The organism is Pseudomonas sp. GW821-FHT01E10, from assembly GCF_059422365.1.
On record NZ_JBWKWT010000021.1, the window covers coordinates 39,502 to 58,484 of the forward strand.

The 18,983-nt window shown below is 59.6% G+C and carries 22 protein-coding genes and 1 pseudogene; 10 read left to right on the forward strand and 13 right to left on the reverse strand.

All coding sequences use genetic code 11. From position 1 onward, the window contains the following. Positions 1-396, reverse strand: coding sequence for a hypothetical protein (locus AC07V0_RS25525; protein WP_086944566.1), 396 nt, complete (start codon positions 394-396; stop codon positions 1-3). A 134-nt stretch (positions 397-530) separates the two neighbouring features. Here AC07V0_RS25525 and AC07V0_RS25530 point away from each other — a divergent pair, with 134 nt between their 5' ends. Together AC07V0_RS25530 and AC07V0_RS25535 are read left to right on the forward strand one after the other, a co-directional pair. Continuing rightward, on the forward strand, positions 531-965 hold the full coding sequence (locus tag AC07V0_RS25530; RefSeq protein WP_018926299.1) for a hypothetical protein: 435 nt from the start codon (positions 531-533) through the stop codon (positions 963-965). Next, positions 965-1,369: an META domain-containing protein gene (locus AC07V0_RS25535; protein WP_007937547.1), complete on the forward strand. Its 405-nt coding sequence runs from the start codon at positions 965-967 to the stop codon at positions 1,367-1,369. The genes AC07V0_RS25530 and AC07V0_RS25535 overlap by 1 nt, the downstream gene beginning before the upstream one ends. Before the next feature lie 150 nt (positions 1,370-1,519). On the opposite strand, the gene AC07V0_RS25540 is transcribed toward AC07V0_RS25535, so the two are convergent. Beyond that, complete coding sequence (locus tag AC07V0_RS25540; protein WP_192350857.1) at positions 1,520-1,987, reverse strand: TlpA family protein disulfide reductase; 468 nt, start codon at positions 1,985-1,987, stop codon at positions 1,520-1,522. Between the two features lie 114 nt (positions 1,988-2,101). Between AC07V0_RS25540 and arsC the strand changes: the two genes are divergently transcribed. Genes arsC through AC07V0_RS25555 form a run of 3 tightly spaced genes read left to right on the forward strand, consistent with a single transcriptional unit; the run spans position 2,102 to position 3,475 of the window. Continuing rightward, on the forward strand, positions 2,102-2,455 hold the full coding sequence (gene arsC / locus AC07V0_RS25545; protein WP_018926301.1) for an arsenate reductase (glutaredoxin): 354 nt from the start codon (positions 2,102-2,104) through the stop codon (positions 2,453-2,455). After that, complete coding sequence (gene wrbA, locus AC07V0_RS25550) at positions 2,452-3,057, forward strand: NAD(P)H:quinone oxidoreductase (protein WP_018926302.1); 606 nt, start codon at positions 2,452-2,454, stop codon at positions 3,055-3,057. The genes arsC and wrbA overlap by 4 nt, the downstream gene beginning before the upstream one ends. Beyond that, positions 3,050-3,475, forward strand: coding sequence for a DUF2069 domain-containing protein (locus tag AC07V0_RS25555; RefSeq protein WP_064616505.1), 426 nt, complete (start codon positions 3,050-3,052; stop codon positions 3,473-3,475). Before wrbA ends, AC07V0_RS25555 begins: the two co-directional genes overlap by 8 nt. A gap of 51 nt (positions 3,476-3,526) precedes the next feature. Here the strand turns inward: AC07V0_RS25555 and AC07V0_RS25560 are convergent, their stop codons facing one another. Together AC07V0_RS25560 and ttcA are read right to left on the reverse strand one after the other, a co-directional pair. Beyond that, on the reverse strand, positions 3,527-4,201 hold the full coding sequence (locus AC07V0_RS25560; protein ID WP_192350856.1) for a DNA-3-methyladenine glycosylase I: 675 nt from the start codon (positions 4,199-4,201) through the stop codon (positions 3,527-3,529). A gap of 68 nt (positions 4,202-4,269) precedes the next feature. Continuing rightward, the gene (gene ttcA / locus AC07V0_RS25565) at positions 4,270-5,094 is read right to left on the reverse strand and encodes a tRNA 2-thiocytidine(32) synthetase TtcA (RefSeq protein WP_007937538.1); all 825 of its coding nucleotides are present in this window, start codon (positions 5,092-5,094) and stop codon (positions 4,270-4,272) included. A 431-nt stretch (positions 5,095-5,525) separates the two neighbouring features. Here ttcA and AC07V0_RS25570 point away from each other — a divergent pair, with 431 nt between their 5' ends. Continuing rightward, positions 5,526-6,128 (forward strand): Yip1 family protein, encoded by a 603-nt coding sequence (locus tag AC07V0_RS25570; RefSeq protein ID WP_018926304.1) that lies wholly within the window; start codon positions 5,526-5,528, stop codon positions 6,126-6,128. 149 nt (positions 6,129-6,277) lie between these two features. Further along, positions 6,278-6,772, forward strand: coding sequence for a SprT family zinc-dependent metalloprotease (locus tag AC07V0_RS25575; protein WP_007937535.1), 495 nt, complete (start codon positions 6,278-6,280; stop codon positions 6,770-6,772). A gap of 24 nt (positions 6,773-6,796) precedes the next feature. Here AC07V0_RS25575 and AC07V0_RS25580 read toward each other — a convergent pair whose 3' ends face one another. Together AC07V0_RS25580 and AC07V0_RS25585 are read right to left on the reverse strand one after the other, a co-directional pair. After that, the gene (locus AC07V0_RS25580) at positions 6,797-7,978 is read right to left on the reverse strand and encodes a CaiB/BaiF CoA transferase family protein (protein WP_064616502.1); all 1,182 of its coding nucleotides are present in this window, start codon (positions 7,976-7,978) and stop codon (positions 6,797-6,799) included. 144 nt (positions 7,979-8,122) lie between these two features. Further along, positions 8,123-9,457: a dicarboxylate/amino acid:cation symporter gene (locus AC07V0_RS25585; RefSeq protein WP_018926306.1), complete on the reverse strand. Its 1,335-nt coding sequence runs from the start codon at positions 9,455-9,457 to the stop codon at positions 8,123-8,125. Positions 9,458-9,794: 337 nt separating this feature from the next. On the opposite strand from AC07V0_RS25585, the gene AC07V0_RS25590 reads away from it, so the two are divergent. Next, on the forward strand, positions 9,795-10,793 hold the full coding sequence (locus AC07V0_RS25590) for an AraC family transcriptional regulator (RefSeq protein ID WP_192350855.1): 999 nt from the start codon (positions 9,795-9,797) through the stop codon (positions 10,791-10,793). Positions 10,794-10,995: 202 nt separating this feature from the next. On the opposite strand, the pseudogene AC07V0_RS25595 reads toward AC07V0_RS25590, so the two are convergent. From AC07V0_RS25595 to AC07V0_RS25625, 7 genes and pseudogenes are all read right to left on the reverse strand, one after another. Beyond that, a pseudogene (locus tag AC07V0_RS25595) lies at positions 10,996-11,178 on the reverse strand (DUF6124 family protein); the annotation flags it as partial. A 71-nt stretch (positions 11,179-11,249) separates the two neighbouring features. Beyond that, complete coding sequence (locus AC07V0_RS25600; protein ID WP_495020046.1) at positions 11,250-12,614, reverse strand: hypothetical protein; 1,365 nt, start codon at positions 12,612-12,614, stop codon at positions 11,250-11,252. 86 nt (positions 12,615-12,700) lie between these two features. Further along, a complete protein-coding gene (locus AC07V0_RS25605) occupies positions 12,701-13,513 on the reverse strand; it encodes a hypothetical protein (protein ID WP_495020047.1) in 813 nt (270 codons plus the stop codon). A gap of 208 nt (positions 13,514-13,721) precedes the next feature. Beyond that, positions 13,722-14,090, reverse strand: a complete 369-nt coding sequence (locus tag AC07V0_RS25610; protein WP_192350853.1) for a DUF6124 family protein — start codon at positions 14,088-14,090, stop codon at positions 13,722-13,724. A gap of 360 nt (positions 14,091-14,450) precedes the next feature. Next, positions 14,451-15,797 carry an ATP-binding protein gene (locus tag AC07V0_RS25615; protein ID WP_064616500.1) on the reverse strand — a complete coding sequence of 449 codons (1,347 nt, stop codon included), beginning with the start codon at positions 15,795-15,797 and terminating at the stop codon, positions 14,451-14,453. Then, the gene (locus tag AC07V0_RS25620; RefSeq protein WP_064616498.1) at positions 15,794-16,471 is read right to left on the reverse strand and encodes a response regulator transcription factor; all 678 of its coding nucleotides are present in this window, start codon (positions 16,469-16,471) and stop codon (positions 15,794-15,796) included. The genes AC07V0_RS25615 and AC07V0_RS25620 overlap by 4 nt, the downstream gene beginning before the upstream one ends. 92 nt (positions 16,472-16,563) lie before the next feature. Beyond that, positions 16,564-17,166 carry a hypothetical protein gene (locus AC07V0_RS25625; protein WP_192350851.1) on the reverse strand — a complete coding sequence of 201 codons (603 nt, stop codon included), beginning with the start codon at positions 17,164-17,166 and terminating at the stop codon, positions 16,564-16,566. Between the two features lie 147 nt (positions 17,167-17,313). Between AC07V0_RS25625 and AC07V0_RS25630 the strand changes: the two genes are divergently transcribed. Together AC07V0_RS25630 and AC07V0_RS25635 are read left to right on the forward strand one after the other, a co-directional pair. After that, entirely contained in the window at positions 17,314-18,105 is a 792-nt protein-coding gene (locus AC07V0_RS25630; protein WP_019650369.1) for a dienelactone hydrolase family protein, read from the forward strand. Positions 18,106-18,247: 142 nt separating this feature from the next. Further along, positions 18,248-18,973: a 4'-phosphopantetheinyl transferase family protein gene (locus tag AC07V0_RS25635; RefSeq protein WP_225609236.1), complete on the forward strand. Its 726-nt coding sequence runs from the start codon at positions 18,248-18,250 to the stop codon at positions 18,971-18,973. Positions 18,974-18,983: the final 10 nt, after the last annotated feature.

Here is an 18,983-nt window from a genome sequence, read left to right on the forward strand (position 1 = left end):
TCAGGCCTTGGACAAGAGGATCATCAGGCCCAGCCAGCCGAAGCCCAGCAAGCGCTGCCCCAGCGAATGCCCGCGACGCAGCAGGAACCAGACAAAAAACGGCGGCAGAAAGAAAATCATCAGTTTCAGCCAGAGTTCCACCGGACGCGGTCCATTGAGCACCGGTGCCGGGACCTCAGCCTGGGTTTCGGTTTTTCGTTTACGCCCGAAGGCGGCCGGGGTCACCCGAGGCACACTCTCATTGCTCGGCAAACGCCCGAAAGAAAGCGGTGCTTCCACAGGCGCTGCCGTCGAAGTAGCCGCGTGCACCGTTGCCGCAGGCGCACCGCAATGAATGCAAGCAGGCGCCGTGGAGCTGATGCGTTGCTTGCACTCGTAACATTCGATCAACGCCATTTCTGTTCCTTAGAGATGCAAAAGTGGCAGTTTGCCATGGATTAGCAGGCAATTTGAACCTGATCGAAGGTCACATGCCCACGCCATGCTGTGCTGATGCCCGTGCTAGCATATCGCGCATATTTGGAGGACCCATGGTCGAACACGATTTCCGCTACAGCCTGATGAACCCGCAACACACCCTCACCGAATGCCGCGCCCTGGTGCCGGGGCGTTATCAAGTCACCGGCAACGGCGGTTCGATTCGCAATAACGACGTGCTGGTAGTGACCCTCAAAGGCAGCAAGGACTTGTCCATGCGCCTGACCGTCGAAACGGTTCGCCACCTGATCAACCCGCCCGGCCAATGGGTCGCGGTGGCCAGTGGTCCGGTGTTCGGCGAACTGGCGATCCACACCTGGAAAGTCAACTGCGACAGCTGCGCCAAAGAGCTGAGCTTCGAGTTCGCGGTCGACGCCAAGCTGGGCAACAAGGCTGAAAAACCGGCCGCCACCGCACGGATTGCCGAGCTGGGCTGGACCGCAGCCGGCGAAAAACACCTGTGCCCGAAGTGCCAGGAGCCTGCGTGATGAAACGCCTTGCTCTGACCACGATGGTCGGTGCCAGCCTGCTGGGCTGCGCCGCCGAGCCGGTAAAGTTGCAACAGAACCGCAGTTACATTCTGGAGTGGATCGGCGAACGTCCGCTGATGGACTACAGCCACCTGACCATCACGCTCGGTGACGACGGTCGGGCCTACGGTAACGGCGGCTGCAACCACTGGTTCGCGCCGTATTCCCTGGAAGGTGAAAAGCTCAGCTTCGGCAAGATCGGCAGTACCCGCAAACTCTGCGCGCCGGCGTTGATGGAACAGGAAAAACGCTTCCTGCAGGCGCTGGAAAACGTCCAGCGCTGGGACGTCTCACCGATTGACCAGATGCGCTTCTGGCCGGCCGAAGGCAAGCCATTGCGTTGGTGGCTTGAAGAGGGGTGATGCCCCTGTAGCGAGGGAGCTTGCTCCCGCTCGGCTGCGCAGCAGTCGCTAACTATCCGACGCGGATTGTCTGACACACCGAGTCGGATGGTTTTAGGGCCGCTTCGCGCCCCAGCGGGAGCAAGCTCCCTCGCCACAGGCGGTGCTCGGTCAGTTGGTCGCCTGCAACGCCTCAAGCTTCGCCATCACCCCCGCCGCCGTCTGCTCGCCCATCAACTGTTCCCGCACCTTGCCCTTGTTATCAATGATGTAAGTCACTGGCAGCGCTTCACTGCGCGGCAATTCGAAAAGGTCGGCCGGATCCTGGGCCAGCACGGTGAACTTGATCCCCAGTTTCTCACTGGCGCCTTTGAGCTCTTCGCCCTGCACATTGTCGAAGTTGACCCCGAACACGCCGATCTTCTTGCCCTGGAGCTGCTCGGCCAACGCATTCAGCTGTGGGATTTCGGTCCGGCACGGGCTGCACCACTCGGCCCAGTAATTGAGCACCAGCCATTGTTTATCCAGACGCTCGGCGGCGACCTTGTGACCATTCTGGTCGATGCCATAGTCGTTGCCACAGCCCCCCAGCAATAACGCCCCCATGATCGCCAATGCTGCTGCCAGTCGCCTTGTCATGTCTCAATCCTTGTCAAAAATAGAATGCACCTGCGACCCATCGCCTCCCAAGGTTCTGGATTACGCGCCGCACAGTTAGAATAGCCGCCACTTTACGCAAGAAGCGACCCGCACATGACCGATCTGACGCTTTATCACAACCCGCGCTGCTCGAAATCCCGCGGTGCGCTCGAACTCATCGAAGCCCGTGGCCTGACGCCAACGGTCGTCCGCTACCTGGAAACACCACTGGACGCCGCGCAAATCCAGAGCCTGTTGAGCAAACTCGGCATCAGCGCCCGGCAATTGCTGCGCACCGGCGAGGACGAGTACAAAACCCTCAACCTGGCCGACAGCAGCTTGAGCGAAGCGCAATTGATCGCCGCCATCGCCGCACACCCGAAACTCATGGAGCGGCCGATTCTCGAAGTCGGCGACAAAGCCATCATCGGCCGTCCGCCGGAGAATGTACTGGAGTTGCTGCCGTGAGCGCGCCGTACATTCTGGTGCTGTATTACAGCCGCAGCGGCTCGACCAATGAAATGGCCCGGCAGATTGCCCGCGGTGTCGAGCAGGCCGGCCTTGAAGCCAGGTTGCGCACGGTGCCGGCGATCTCCACTGAATGCGAAGCCGTGGCGCCGGACATTCCCGATGAAGGCGCGCTGTACGCCAGCCTCGACGATTTGAAGAACTGCGCCGGCCTGGCCCTGGGCAGCCCGACCCGCTTCGGCAACATGGCCGCACCGCTGAAATACTTCCTCGACGGCACCAGCAACCTGTGGCTGACCGGCGCCCTGGTGGGCAAACCGGCCGGAGTCTTCACCTCGACCGCCAGCCTGCACGGCGGCCAGGAAACCACACTGCTGTCGATGATGCTGCCGTTGCTGCACCACGGCATGTTGATCACCGGCCTGCCTTACAGTGAATCGGCGCTGCTGGAAACCCGTGGCGGCGGCACGCCTTACGGCGCCAGTCATCACGCCGGGGCCGATGGCAAAAGCGGTTTGAACGAACATGAAGTCGCATTGTGCCGTGCCTTGGGCCTACGCCTGGCGAAGACTGCGCAGAAACTGGAGAGCCATCGTGGCTAAGAAGCCTAAGGTGTTGCCTGCCATCGAATGGCTCGAACCGCGTGTACGGGCGATGCGCGTCATCAGCCTGCTGTGCTTTTTCGGCCTGGCGGGGCTGCTTTGCGCCTACTACCTGGTGTTCGCCGACCTGCATGGCGCGCGGCCGTGGGTGATTCTGCTGATCGAACTGGTGCCGCTGCTGTTGCTGGCACCGGGAATGATCGTCGGCAGTGCCCGTGGGCATTCGTGGATGTGTTTTGTGGTGAATCTGTATTTCATCAAGGGCGCATTGGCCGCCTATGACCCGAACCGGCAGCTGTTCGGTTTGCTGGAGATGGGCGCGAGCCTGGCGGTGTTCTGCTCGGCGATGCTGTATGTGCGGTGGCGGTACCAGTTGAACCGCAAGTTGGCGGGGGAAGGCGAGATTTCCGTCGCCTGACGGCCCCCACCGTGATCATTCCCACGCTCTGCGTGGGAATGATCATCTTCGTCAGTGGTTAACGGTATACGCCAGCATCATCGAAATCTGGCTCATCGGCCGTCCACCACTCTCTTCGTGCCATTGGTTGAACGCATTCTGCACCGTGGCCAGGTCGCGCAAACTGCTCGGCACCTTGTCGATGATCTGCTGTGCATTCAGCGCTGCCACCACGTCGTAGCTCGGCACGAAGGTGTCCTTGCCGACCATCCGCAAGAATCGCGGTGCGGATAACCCGCCCAACTGATGGCCGTGTTTTTTCAGGTAGGTCCACAAGCCGACGATATCGGTTACCGGCCAGTCGGCGATCAACGCACCGAAACTACCCTTCTCATGGGCCACGTCCAGAATGAACTGCGCATTGCGCGGCACACTCTTGAGCTTGCCCAGGTGGCGGATAATTCGCGCGTCCTGCATCAAGCGCTCCAGATGTTCGGCGCTCATCAGCACGACTTTTTCCGGGTCGAACTTGAAGAACACTTCTTCGAACGCCGGCCACTTGGCATCCACCAGGCTGTGCTTGAGCCCGGCACGGAATACCCGCAATGCCATGATCGAGAGGTAGCGGTCGTCGCTGATCTTGCGCAATTGCGCCGGGGTCTTGGGAACCGGCAGATGGGCTTCCAGTTCAGCCGCCGAACCGAAGCGGTTCAGACAGTATTCGTGCAGCCACTTGTAATCGCGCATGCCCTCTCCTACGGGATGAAATTGAAAACGGCGCCCGCGAGCGCCGTGTGTCTGAGTGACTTGAACCGTCAGAGGTTCACTACGTTGACGAACCGCGATGCGGCGCTTTCGTCGATACGCAGGTTGGTGAAGTCGAACAGGTTGCGGTCCGCCAGTTGCGACGGGATCACGTTCTGCAGGCTGCGGAAAATGCTCTCGGTGCGGCCCGGGGTCTTGCGTTCCCACTCCTGCAGCATCTCTTTAACCACCTGGCGTTGCAGGTTTTCCTGGGAGCCGCAGAGGTTGCACGGGATGATCGGGAATTGCTTGAGGTCCGAGTAGGCCTGGATGTCTTTTTCGTTGCAGTAGGCCAGCGGGCGGATCACCACGTTGCGCCCGTCGTCGGCGCGCAGCTTTGGCGGCATGGCCTTGAGCGAACCGTTGAAGAACATGTTCAGGAAGAACGTCTCGACGATGTCGTCACGATGGTGACCGAGGGCCATTTTGGTCGCGCCGATTTCGTCGGCAAAGGTGTATAGCGTGCCGCGACGCAGGCGCGAGCACAGCGAGCAAGTGGTCTTGCCTTCCGGGATCAGCTCCTTGACCACCGAGTAGGTGTCTTTCTCGACGATGTGGTACTCGATGCCCAGTTCTTTGAGGTAAGCCGGCAGCACGTGCTCGGGGAAGCCTGGCTGCTTCTGGTCCATGTTCACGGCGACGATCTCGAACTTGATCGGGGCGACTTTCTGCAAATGCATCAGCACGTCGAGCATGGTGTAGCTGTCCTTGCCACCGGACAGGCAGACCATGACCTTGTCGCCGTCTTCAATCATGTTGAAATCGGCAACAGCCTCACCGGCCTGGCGGCGCAGGCGCTTTTGCAGTTTGTTCTGGTTGACCGTAAGAGTGCCCATGACGCGAAATCCGTGAGGTGTGACGAAAGGCCGGCATTTTACGCAAAAACCCTGACGGGGCGAAGCCTGCACTTATATGACTTGAGCATACCCCTGTGGCGAGGGAGCTTGCTCCCGCTCGGCTGCGCAGCAGTCGCAAAACCTGCCGCCGCGGTTTGCCTGACACAACAGGGTGGACTGTTTTGGGGCCGCTTCGCGCCCCAGCGGGAGCAAGCTCCCTCGCCACAGGTTCCATTCGGCACAGACCTTGCGGCGATTAACAGATTTGTTTACAGCGCGATTTGCTCTAAAGCCCTCGCACTATTGCAAGTAACTCCTTTCTATACTGCGACATAAGGTCGCACGCGTATTCAGACCTGTTCTTACCTGGCCACTTTGGCCTGTAAGCGCTCCGCTGGGGGGCGATGGCAACAACAAGAGGAGTGACTGGCATGATCCATCACGTAGTGGGACTCTTTACCCACCCTGACCAGGAATGGAAAGAAATCCGTGGCGACGAGGAAGAAAGCATCAGCCACATGTACCTGACGCACACCCTGATTCTGGCGGCGATCCCTGCCATATCGGCGTTTATCGGCACTACGCAAGTCGGCTGGGTCATCGGTAACCGAGCGCCGGTCATGCTGACTATGGAAAGCGCGCTATGGATGACCATCATGTCGTACCTGGCGATGCTCGGCGGTGTCGCGGTGATGGGCGCCTTCATTCACTGGATGGCCCGTACCTATGACGCCAACCCGAGCCTGGCGCGCTGTATCGCATTCGCCACGTACACCGCCACCCCACTGTTCGTCGGCGGCCTGGCGGCGCTGTACCCGCACTTGTGGCTGGGGATGATCGTCGGCACCGCGGCTGTCTGCTACACGGTGTACCTGCTGTATGTAGGGCTACCAACGTTCATGAACATTCCATCGGACGAAGGCTTCCTGTTTTCGAGCTCGGTGCTCGCCGTAGGATTGGTGGTACTGGTAGCCATCATGGCGTTTACCGTGATTGTCTGGGGCCTTGGCGTGGGACCGGTCTATACCAACTGACAAACAAGCGCCAACATAAAAAACACGCTCCGCCACTACAGGCCGCCGCTAGGCGGCCTTCTAATGCGAGCAACGACCATTCGGCGCCTGAGCGATTCGCAAGCCCTCGGGGTTGCGGCATACTCGACATCCTTGGAGATCCATCAAGCATGCCCGAGCAACTCAATACCCGCGTCGAAGACTGTTTCCTGCAAGCCGAATCCTTTTTCAAACGACCTTTCAAACGCCCCGTGGTGAGCCTCAAGCTGCGCGGGCAAAAAGCCGGTGTCGCGCATTTGCACGAGAACCTGCTGCGCTTCAACCCGCAGCTGTACCGGGAAAACACCGAAGACTTCCTCAAGCAGACCGTGGCGCACGAAGTCGCGCACCTGATCGCCCATCAACTGTTCGGCGACCGCATCCAGCCCCACGGCGAAGAGTGGCAACTGATCATGCGCGGCGTCTACGAACTGCCGCCCAACCGCTGCCACACCTATGACGTCAAACGTCGCAGCGTGACCCGCTACATCTACAAATGCCCCTGCGCCGACAGCGATTTCCCGTTTTCGGCCCAGCGTCATAGCCTGGTGCGCCAGGGGCGGCGGTATTTGTGCCGGCGCTGTCGCAGTACGTTGGTGTTCAGCGGGGAAATGCGGGTCGAATAAGTTGAGCTTCGGCCGGGACAGACGCTAGATAACTACCTTGGCCCGCCGCAGCGCTTCAATCCGCTCAACACTAAACCCCAACTCCCCCAACACCTGATCCGTATGCTGCCCCAGCCGGGCGCCGATGTGCCGTGGCTCAGGCAACCCCGCTGAAAACTTCAACGGACAGGCCATCTGCGCCTGGGTCGAGCCATCGCCCCGCGGCACCTCAGCCACCAATTCCCGCGCCTGCAACTGCGGATGCCCGACCGCTTCGCCCAGGCTCAACACCGGCTCGACACACGCATCGGCCCCGGCAAACAGCTCACACAGCCAGGCAAAGTCGTGTTTTTCGAATTCAATGTTCAGCGCGTCCTTGAGCGCCCGTTGCCGGGCGGGGTCGGACGACAATCCCTCGGCCGCCAGTTCCGGACGGCCGAGCACCGTGCACAATTGCTGCATGAACCCCGGTTCCAGACTGCCCACCGACAACCAGCGGCCATCGCGCGACCGGTAGTAATCGTAGAAGCTGCCGCCGTTGAGCATCTGCTCTTCCCTGCCCGGCTCAACGCCGCAGGCCAGGTAGCCGGCACCGGCCATGGCGTTCAGGCTGAAGGCGCAGTCAGTCATGCTCACATCCAGATGCTGTCCCTGCCCGGTCTGCTGCCGCGCGATCACCGCTGCCAGCAGCCCGATCACCCCATGCAACGAACCGCCCGCGACATCTGCCACCTGCATACCCAACGGCAACGGGCCGCTGTCGGCGCGGCCGGTGTAGCTCGAAAGGCCCGCCAGCGCCAGGTAGTTGATGTCGTGGCCGGCGCGGTCCTTGTAAGGGCCGGTCTGGCCATAGCCGGTGATCGACACATAAATCAACCGTGGATTGATCGCCTTCAAGGCTTCATACCCCAGGCCCAGCCGTTCCATCACGCCAGGGCGGAACTGCTCCAGCACAATGTCGTAGTCCGCAAGCAATTGCTTGATCACTTCCAGCGCCTCGGGCTGCTTGAGGTCCAGCGCCAGGCTGCGCTTGTTGCGATTGAGGTAGGCGTGGCTGGCCGACACCCCCTGATCATGGGGCGGCAGCACCCGCAGCAAATCCGTGCGGGTCGGCGATTCGATGCGCAGCACCTCGGCGCCCATGTCCGCCAACAGCAACGAGGCGAACGGCCCCGGCAGCAATGTCGAGAAATCCAGAACCTTGAGTGATGCCAGTGGACCGAGCATGAGCGTTCTCCAGTGCAGTCCCCCAAGCCTAGGCAGCCCGGGACATTGCAGCAATCACCTTATGTGCCAGTGACACTGACCGTTACGCTCAAATCGCAGGCAACAAAAAACCCGCCGAAGCGGGTTTTTCATTTACAACAAGGCTTACTTGGCGTTCGTCGGGGTTGCCCCTTCGACGTGGCCCAAAACATCATCTTTAGGCTCGTCGGCAATGCCGCGACCGCCCGAGGCCAGCTCGGATTGCAGCACGTCGGTGTCCAATTCCTTGACCCACTTGGCCACAACAATGGTGGCAACCGCGTTACCGATCAGGTTGGTCAACGCGCGGGCTTCGGACATGAAACGGTCGATACCCAGGATCAGCGCCAGGCCGGCAACCGGCAGGTGGCCAACAGCGGACAAGGTAGCGGCCAGTACGATGAAGCCACTACCGGTCACGCCGGCAGCGCCTTTGGAGGACAGCAGCAACACCACCAGCAGAGTGATCTGGTGAGTGATGTCCATGTGGGTGTCGGTGGCCTGAGCAATGAACACTGCCGCCATGGTCAGGTAGATCGCCGTACCGTCGAGGTTGAACGAGTAGCCGGTCGGGATCACCAGACCTACCACGGATTTCTGCGCCCCCAGACGCTCCATTTTGATCAGCATGCGTGGCAGTACCGACTCCGAAGAGGAAGTACCCAGCACGATCAACAGCTCTTCACGGATGTAGCGGATCACTTTCAGAACGCTGAAGCCGTGAGCACGAGCAATACCACCCAGCACCACCAGAATGAACAGCAGGCAGGTGATGTAGAAGCAGGCCATCAATTGACCGAGTTGCACCAGCGAGCCAACGCCATAAGCACCGATGGTGAACGCCATGGCACCCAAGGCACCGAGCGGCGCGAGCTTCATGATCATGTTGATGATGTTGAACATCACGTGGGCGAAGCGATCGATGAAGTCCAGGATCGGCTTGCCGTAGGCACCCAGGCGATGCAGGGCGAAACCGAAGATCACCGAGAACATCAGCACTTGCAGGATATCGCCCGTGGCGAACGCACCGAAGATGGTGGTCGGGATCACGTTCAGCAGGAAGCCAACGACGCTTTGATCCGCACCGGCAGCCACGTAGGTTGCGATTTTGGAGGCATCCAGCGTGGTGACATCGATGTGCATGCCGTTACCCGGCTGCACGATGTTGACCACCACCAGACCGACCAGCAGTGCAATGGTCGAAACGATTTCGAAATACAGCAGCGCGTAACCGCCGGTCTTGCCGACCGACTTCATGTTCTGCATGCCCGCGATACCGCTGACGACGGTGCAGAAAATGATGGGAGCGATGATCATTTTGATCAGTTTGATGAACCCGTCACCCAACGGCTTGAGGGCTACACCGGTCTGCGGGTAGAAGTGACCGAGCAGGATGCCGATGGCGATGGCAACGATCACCTGGAAATACAGGGATTTGTACAGTGGCTGACGAGTCGTCATTGCAAAGTTCCTCAAGAGCGCCCGGTGACAACATCCATCTGTTGCCCAAGACACTTCAATTGCGAACCCTCCTGCACTGGAGGGATTTGTTTTGTCGAGCTGCGCAACGGCAGGCATCTGCTGGTTGTATCGCAAGGCCCGTGCCACATTCGCCAAAAAGCCTGCGAGCCTTTTGACATCAAGGGTTACAGGTTTCTTTTGGTCACCAACCAGTTACCACCATGTGGCGGATTTCCGCCAACCCACCTGACCTCGTCCTGCAATTTGGCGGATATCCGCCTTGTTCATCGTCGATGGGCACCGCTACCATCCATTGCTCAGTGGACGGACCTGCCCCATGCGTGAACGCACCATCGCCAGCCATTTCGCCCGTGCCGCCCTCGGCGGCGCACGCCGACGTGGCTACGACTATTCGAGCCTGCTGCAGCAACTGGGGATCAGCCCCGAGTTGCTTGAAGAACCGCGCGCCCGAATCGCGCCGGAACAGTTCACCCGGTTGATCCAGGGATTGTGGCTGGCCCTGGACGACGAATACCTGGGCTTCGGGCAGGCCCCGAGCAAACCCGGCAGCTTCGCGATGATGTGCCACGCGGTGATCCACTGCCGCACGCTGGAGAAAGCACTCAATCGCGGCCTGTTGTTTTACAGCCTGTTTCCCGGGGCGCCGCGTCTGGCCTTGAGCCGCGAAGGCGAGATGATTCGCCTGAGCCTCGACGATTCGCCGCTGTGGGACCCGGACCACTTCCTCAGCGAAAGCCTGCTGGTGATCTGGCATCGGTTCGGCAGCTGGCTGATCGGCCAGCGCATTCGTCTGGAGCACGCCACATTCAGCTACCCGAGGCCCGAGCACGGGACCGAATACGACTTGCTGTTTTCCTGCCCGCTAACGTTCGATACTACTCAGAGTAGCCTGCTGTTCCACAGCCGCTACCTGAACATGCCGCTGTTGCAGGACGAACGAACCCTCAAGCACTTTCTCGAGCGCTCCCCCGCCGACCTGCTGTCACGCCCCGACGAAGGTGACAGCCTGAGCAGCCAATTGCGGCGCTTGCTCAGCCGCGACAGTGCACGCTGGCCGGACCTGGAAGCAGTGGCGGCGCACCTGCACATCAGCCCGCAAACCTTGCGTCGGCATTTGCGTGAGGAAGGCACGAGTTTTCAGGAATTGAAGGATCAGTTACGCCGGGACATCGCGATTTATCACCTGGGGCGAGCGGATCTGTCGCTGCAACAGATTGCCGAGCAGTTGGGGTTTTCAGAACCTTCGGCGTTTCATCGGGCGTTCAAGAAGTGGACGGGTTTGACGCCGGGGGCCTATCGGGCGCAGGAGAACTGATTTCACAACTTTGCAGGCAGCCATGCTGTTGTGGCGAGGGAGCTTGCTCCCGCTCGGCTGCGAAGCGACCCCAAAATCTGCAACCGCAGGTTTCAGGTACACCGCATACACCGGTTTTGCGACTGCTGCGCAGCCGAGCGGGACGGTGCGGCGATCCGACAAGCTCCCTCGCCACAATAAGTGCTCTCACCACAGACTTTCGTCAGCCTTGCGGATCAAGGTTATCCAGCACCCGGTTGACGGCCAGCTCACCGAGCATGACCACCGATTGAATCCCCAGCATCATGTTGCGATGGGGCATGTCCATCAACCCGGCGAACTCACAGAGCATCCCGCTGGCTGACGCCCGGGATTCGCAGGCGTTGACCAGCAGGGTTTCGTTATCAAAAAGAGGTGGCAGCTGTACCCTGGTTAGCAGACCAGGACTCTAGAACCCGGCGCACCGAAGTGCCTTATCTACCTCACCTCGAATTTGTCGACGTACATGTCATCTCTATTACGAATAATGATTGATTTTATTCTGCTCTTGCCCGGCGCACTGAAACTGACATAGGCGTATTGGTAGAGACTCGTATAAGGCAATGGCATCGTGCCAATGACATTGCCTCGTTCATCCATATAAACGACTGCATTCTCTTCGTGCAACTGGTGCGAAACGAACAAAAAGCTGACATGACTGGCTAAACCCGGAAGGGTGATTTCAACCGTGCCTAGCATGTTCAGCGTGACGCGTCCGAGTAGCGACGTGTAGTTTCTGTCGGTGGTATGAACATTCGTCAAATGAACAATTCCGCCCAGTGACTTTAGCGTTATTCCACTTGCAAACTTATGTACGGAGCCGGGGTTAAAACCAATCAGAGGTGAACTTTCGAAGTCTTCAGAGCCGGCATACGATCGAAGGCTGACGATGTAGTTAACGTCCTTGAAGACAACGGTATGACCGCCGACTGTTACCTCGACCTTGAGTGTTATTTCGGCATTATCAAATAACGCATCGAGCCATGGACGCGATATTGCCTGGGTCAATCCGTTTGTCACGTCCTGTTCTGTTATACGGTGGTTCTGCAAAACCGGAAGCGGTGCATGATTTCTATCCACGACCGTTACATCAATGCTCTGCCCGATCGCTATAGATACCCATGGGAGAAGTCGGAAGGTAGCGTCGACCTCAAAATCATCGAGATTTAGTCCACCCGCCTTCGCCTGCAGAATTTCCGCTACCGGCAAACGGGCATCGCCGTCCTCAATCCGTGCAACAGTCACCAACAACGCCCCTGACCGGGCAATCGCCTTGCCACCCCGAATCAACAACCAGCGAAACCTCAGTTGGCTCCCTTGCCGCTCCGCAAGAAATGCCTGGGTCAGGACAGTGTTCGTCCGCTTGTTCGTGTTGAAAGCCACCGCTGGAAATGGCGTGGCACCGGTCGGCGGGTTGATTTCGATCAACTGAGCCTTGTCCCCGGCACGGGCGTCCAGATACTCGACGCGCAGGGTGGCCAGCTCAAAAGGATCGAGGGGCCTGGCAGTGCCGACCAGCGTTGGAGGATTCAGTTTGATCGCGCCTTCGCCAATGACCTGCGCCTCGGCCACTTTGGAAACACCAATGACCTTGCCTCCCCTGATCTGCTCATAAGTCACGGACACCTGGCTATCCAGAAGAATCTTGGCCACCGGTACCGGCAATTTTTGAATAAAAGGCAGTCGACTGACCGTGGCTTCTGCACTGTGCCTCACCACCGGCCCAGTCTCTGGCGTACATGCGTAACTCACTCGAACGATATCGCCGGCCATCCAGAGTGGCGAAAACACATGGACCAGCACGTACAGAAAGTCCTTCACCTTGCCCAGATCAATGGTGCTCGGGTCATCGGAGGGATCATCCGGGTTCTCGCTCAGATCCGGAGCCGTCAGTGTGACGCGCTCCGTATCGACATTGGCCTTGATCGTGCGCGACCAACGCCGCTTGTCGTCGGGTTGTTCACCTGGGAAACCACGGTGTAGGAGATCGCAAACTCCGGGTGACTACCGGCCCGTTCGAACATCGCCCGCGTGATGACGATCACGTACGGTTTGCCTTCCTCACCGGGTTGCACCGTGAAGGTGAAACGCTCGCGATTAAGCTCCAGGGTGATGACGTCATAGGCGTTCATGAACGGATAGCGCAACGTGAGACGTACACCTTTATCCACCTCGTCCTTGCCGATCTGAGGCGGATTGCCCAGTTCGGGCGGCGGGCTGATGTCCAGATGGGGATGAGTCCCTGTACCGGGAACGTCATTCCCGCCGGGAAGGTCGCGGTGATAAAGCGCCCATGACTCGGTTGATGGGCCACTGTTGCCGCTGGTGCGTTCTACCTCGTAAGTGAAAACATGCACGCCGTCATTCAGAAGCGACTGGAAGACGTTGAAATACACAGGATCGTTCTGATCGGCCGGGGCCACCGGTTTGCGCTCGATCAACTGCGGCTGAGTATCCCGAGGCCCCTTCACGTACAGCGCAATGTTGAGATACCCCCCAAGCAATGGCGGATCGACCACAGCCTGAACCGCCCCTTCCCGACTGCCGTCCTTTTTGACGACCTCCCTGAAACTCGCTCGCGGCAGGCCCTCCACCGGCACGTCGACAGGCGGCGGCGGATCGACGATAACACCAGGTGTTGCCCCCGCAAATTTCACGGGTGAAAGCGCCATCACACCAAGGTTTGTTTGATTGACCGTCATGGGACACCTCTAGTCGTCGACAGGGGCCGCGAGCGCGACCGGATCAGCACAATCAGACACTTGAGCAAAGCCTGTGGCTACTGTCAGAAATAACAGGTAGAGGCCGTATTAAGACGAACGGTCGATAGGTGCGAGGGCATTGGTTGATCTTTTAAGCCAAAAAAACGGCCCGCGAAGGCCGTTTTCTGAGAGGAGCAAACACCGTCGACTAGCCAGCGGTATTCTGCGGATCGAGGTTATCCAGCACCCGGTTCACTGCCAACTCACCGAGCATGACCACCGATTGAATCCCCAACATCATGTTGCGATGGGGCATGTCCATCAACCCGGCGAACTCACTGAGCATCACGCCCGCCGATGCCAGGGAGTCGCAGGCGTTGACCAGCAGGGTTTCGTTATCGACCTTCGCACCGACATGGTAAATGGTGCTGGGTTTGCGCTTGGTGTCTTTGGGAGTGGGTGGTTTGAGGTAGTGGTCGAGGGCGCGGTCGGCGGCTTCGTGGAGTTTTTTGGAATCGAGGGATTCGTAGGGGGATGTTGGATCGGTTTCCGGTGGGTTCGGTGTGATCTTGAACATATGACGCTCCTAGAGTAATGGAGCCGCTACATATCGCTGCTAAACGAAAAAGAGGTGGCGGCTGTACGCGGGTTAGCAGACCAGGACTCTAGAACCCGGCGCACCGAAGTGCCCCACGCAAAGCCGCCATAATATGAACGACTAACGTTGTACGCCTAGAGATGACCCGGGCTGCTAAACCCGATCGCTGATTGGTCAGCGACAAGGAAACGATATAGCCCACGCCCCAGGCGCACTAGCCGGCGGATTCTGGCGTAGTCGTAGGCAGCGGCGCAAGGATATGTAGGTTGGGTGAGTGTCTGGAAATGTCTATTAAACATCGCCTGTTGATCGTTCCCACGCAGAGCGTGGGAACGATCGTTAAACCACCGGAAAATGAATCCGGAACGCCGCGCCGCCCATCGGCGAATCCCCCAGCGTCAGCTTGGCGCTGTAGCTTTCGATGATGTCCTTGACCACCGCCAAGCCAATCCCCTGCCCCGGATGCTGGCGGTCCAGCCGCTCGCCGCGCTCGAGAATCCGTGCGCGTTGGTCCGGTGGTACGCCGGGGCCATCGTCTTCAATGCAAAGCTCAATGCTACTGAGGGTTTCGCGCACGCTGATGCGTACTTCGTTCAGGCACAGGCGATAGGCGTTTTCCAGCAGGTTGCCCATCATTTCCAGCAAGGCGCCCTGCTCGATCGGCACGTAGCACTGATCCGGCAGATCGAAGGCGACCCGCACGCGTTTGTCGCGGTAGACCTTGTCCAGGGTGTCGCAGAGGCTTTGCAGCACCGGGCGTAAGCGTACCTGATGGCGCACCAGACCACTTTTGCGCAGGCTGGCCCGTTGCAGTTGATAGCTGATCTGCTGGCTCATGCGTTCGATCTGGGTTTGCAGCACCCAGGCCTGATCGCGCTCTTGCGGCTTTTGCGCCATGTCTTCGCTGACCCCTTGCAACACCGCCAGCGGGGTTTTCAGGCTGTGGGCCAGGTCGTCGAGGGAGTCGCGGTAACGGCTGCGCTGTTCACGCTCGCTGTGCAGCAAACGGTTGAGCGAGCCGGTCAGGCGCAGCAGTTCGCGCGGGTGTTGTTCGCTGAGGCTTTCGCGGGTGCCGCTTTCGATCTGGTCCAGCTCCTGGCTCAGCCGGCTCAACGCCTGCAAGCCCCAGGTCAGGCCGACCCAGAGCAAGACGAGCAACACCAGTAACGCGGCACCGAAGCCCAGGTAGAGGTTTTCCCGCAGGCCTTCGAGGGTGACTTCGTATTCGCGCACCGGTTGCAGCGCGACGATGCTGAACGCCGCGCTTTTGCCGCCGAGCAGCTTGACCTCGACGTCATAGACGAAAAACTCTTCACCATTGGCCTCGCGAATCCTCGCGAACTCGTTCCCGCGCCCGTCGTAACGCGGCTTGTAGTTGATGTTCTCTTCCTGGGTGGCCCTCGAGCGCCAGACCAGGTGACCTTCGCGGTCATAGATGTAGCCGAGCAAACGGCTGTCGGTGAGGTTGAAACGCTCATCGGGTAACTGCGCCGGCATCTGCAAGCGGTTGTTATCCACCCGGGCGGCGGAGATCAGCGTGGTGACGTCCGACGCCAGGCGCTGCTCGATGGAGTCCTGCAACGCCAGGCTGAACGCGCCCTGCATCGCCGGCAGTAACGCCAGCATGAACAACACCGCCAGGGTGGTGGCGGCGAGCATCAAGCGGACACGAAGGGAACGAATCAAGTGCAGCGCTCATTGAACAGGTAGCCGAGGCCACGCACGGTATCGATCGGCTTGAACCCGGCCGGGCCTTCGAGTTTGCGACGCAAGCGGCCGACCAGCACTTCGATCACATTCGGATCGCGCTCGTCGTCATCCGGATAGAGTTGCTCCATCAAGCGGTCCTTGGCCACCACTTGCTGGTGATGGCGCATCAGGTATTCGAGGATCCGGTATTCGTAGGCGGTCAGCGCCAGCGGCTGGTCATCGAGGGACGCCTGTTTGCGATTGAGATCCAGCACCAAGGGACCGGCGACGATGGTCGACTGGGTGAAACCGCTGGAGCGACGCAGCAAGGCATTGAGCCGGGCGTCCAGCTCTTCGAACTGGAACGGCTTGACCACGTAGTCGTCGGCACCGGCGGCGAGGCCTTCGACCTTGTCTTGCCAGTTGCCGCGCGCGGTGAGGATCAGGATCGGAAACGTCTTGCCCTGGGAGCGCAGCTGACGAATCAGGTCGAGCCCGCCCATGCCCGGCAAACCGAGGTCGATCACCGCCAGGTCATGGTTGAACTGCTCGGCCTGATGCAACGCATCGATGGCGTTGGCCACGGCCTCGACCACGTGGCCGCTGTCCGTCAAACGGGTCTGCAGGTGATGGCGCAACAGCGCTTCATCTTCGACAACCAGCAATTTCATAAGGCTCTCCGGGGCAAATCAACATCTCCAAAGGTCAGTCAAGCCTGCTCCCACAGGTTGCGAGGCTTAACTGACTGGCAACCAAACGCTGTTTAGAAAGCGTAGTTGGCGGACAAGTACGTTTGGGCGCTGCTGGTCAAGTCCAGCGAACCCTGTTTGCTGCCGCCGCGCTCGCTTATCTCGGTGCTGGCGTTGCTACGCAGGTAACGGTAACCCAGCTCGACCGAGGTGTTTTGCGAAACTTGCTGCAACACGCCGAGCTGGCCGCCAATGGCGTAACCGATGTCGCTGTCGCGGCTGAAGCCTGGCGATTCCTGGGTCATTTTGGTCAAACCGGCCGTGGCACCGCCGAACAGTTTGGTGCTGCCACCCACTGGGTAAAACAGATCGTAGCTGCCCAGCAGGTTTTCCTGACGCAGTTTAATGCCATTATGCGAGCCCGACACGTTGTCGTAAGTGGCGTAGTAGCGGCCCTGGCTGTCTTGCTGGCCCACACGCAAACCCCAGGTGTTGTCCTTGCCGATCACACCGTCGGCGTTCGGGTGGTTGAGGTTGTCGTTCAGGGCACTGGATTTTTTAACCTTGTCGCTGGTCTGGCCAAAGGTCAGCCCGGCAAAATTGGTGGTGTCGGCGTGGGCGGCAACACTGGCGCCCATCACGGTGAAAGCCAGCAGCAGCTTTTTCAAAGTAGTCATTGGGGAATTTCCTCATGCGCTATGTGCTTTTTGGGTACGGGGCAAGGTTACTGACCTCACCCTGTACAGCCCCTGAACGCACTCTGAACCTGAGCTGAATCAAATCGGCTACGCTTTCTTGACGTTTGTTTGTAAGGAGATTCAGCCATGCGTGTGTTGCTCGCCCTTGTATTACTGGCCGTGAGCGGGGTCAGCCAGGCCGCCATCAAGACCCAGGAAATTCCCTATCAGAGTGCCGATGGCACCAAGCTGATTGGCTATTACGCCTACGACGACGCCATTAAAGGTCCGCGTCCGGGTGTGGTGGTGGTACATGAATGGTGGGGGCTCAACGACTACGCCAAGCGGCGCGCACGCGATCTGGCGGGTCTGGGCTACAGCGCACTGGCGATCGACATGTATGGCGACGGCAAGAACACCGAACACCCCAAGGACGCCATGGCGTTCATGCAAGCCGCGACAAAGGACAGCGCAGCAGCCAGCGCGCGGTTTCAGGCCGGGCTCGATTTGCTGAAGAAACAGCCACAGACCGATCCGGCCAAACTGGCGGCCATCGGCTATTGCTTCGGTGGCGCAGTGGTGCTGAATGCCGCTCGTCAGGGCTTGCCGCTGGCGGGCGTGGTGAGTTTCCACGGTGCACTGGCGACCAATACGCCGGCGGTGCCTGGCAGTGTGAAGGCGAAAATCCTGGTGGAGCATGGCGCCCTGGACAGCATGGTCACAGCGGAAAACGTGACGGCGTTCAAGACGGAAATGGACAAGGCCGGTGCCGACTATAAATTTGTCAGCCTCGAAGGCGCCAAGCATGGCTTCAGCAACCCTGATGCGGATCGTCTGAGCCATGGCGATCATGGCGGGCCGGACATTGGTTACAACAAGGCCGCCGATGAGAAGTCGTGGGCGGACATGCAGGCGTTTTTCAAGAAGATCTTTGGTTAAGACGCTCGACCGGCCTTCGCGGGCAAGCCTCGCTCCTACAAGTAAGATGCAATCCCGTAGGAGCGAGGCTTGCCCGCGAAGAACGATAACTCGGTCCAACTGACACTACCCTCACACGTGGCAACCCGGCAAAATGCCCGTCATGAATCCCGTCCCCGCCCTACCCGCCTGCTGCACCCCGCTCGACGCCCATTGGCCGCTGCCGTTTGTGCTGCCCGATACGGTCCTGCTGGGCACTCACTTCGATACCAAGCAATTGGCCAGCGATGATTTCCAGCGCAGCGCCATCGAGCCGCCCGCGAGCATCCAGCGTTCGGTGGCCAAGCGTCAGGCCGAGTTTCTTGCCGGGCGGATTTGCGCTCGGGCCGCGTTGCAACAGCTGGAAGGGCTGAGCTTCATTCCGGCCATTGGTGAAGACCGCGCACCGGTGTGGCCAGCGCATATCACCGGTTCGATCACCCACAGCACCGGCCGGGCCGCGGCGATTGTCGCGAACAAGGCCCATTGGCGCGGCTTGGGAATGGATCTGGAAAACCTGCTCGACGCAGAACGGGCCGAACGCCTGGCCGGAGAGATTCTCACCGGGCCTGAGTTGCAGCGCATGACCGCCGGGGCTCGCGATCAGTTGGCGATGGTGGTGACGCTGACGTTTTCGGTGAAGGAAAGCCTGTTCAAGGCGCTCTACCCGATCGTCCAAAAGCGCTTCTACTTCGAACACGCCGAAGTGCTGGAGTGGAGCGAGGGCGGTGAAGTGCGGTTGCGGTTGCTGACCGACCTGTCCAATCAATGGCGCAGCGGCACCGAACTGGACGCGCAGTTTGCGGTGATGGATGGGCAGTTGTTGAGTCTGGTCAGTATCAAGGCCTGAGGGTTTGTAG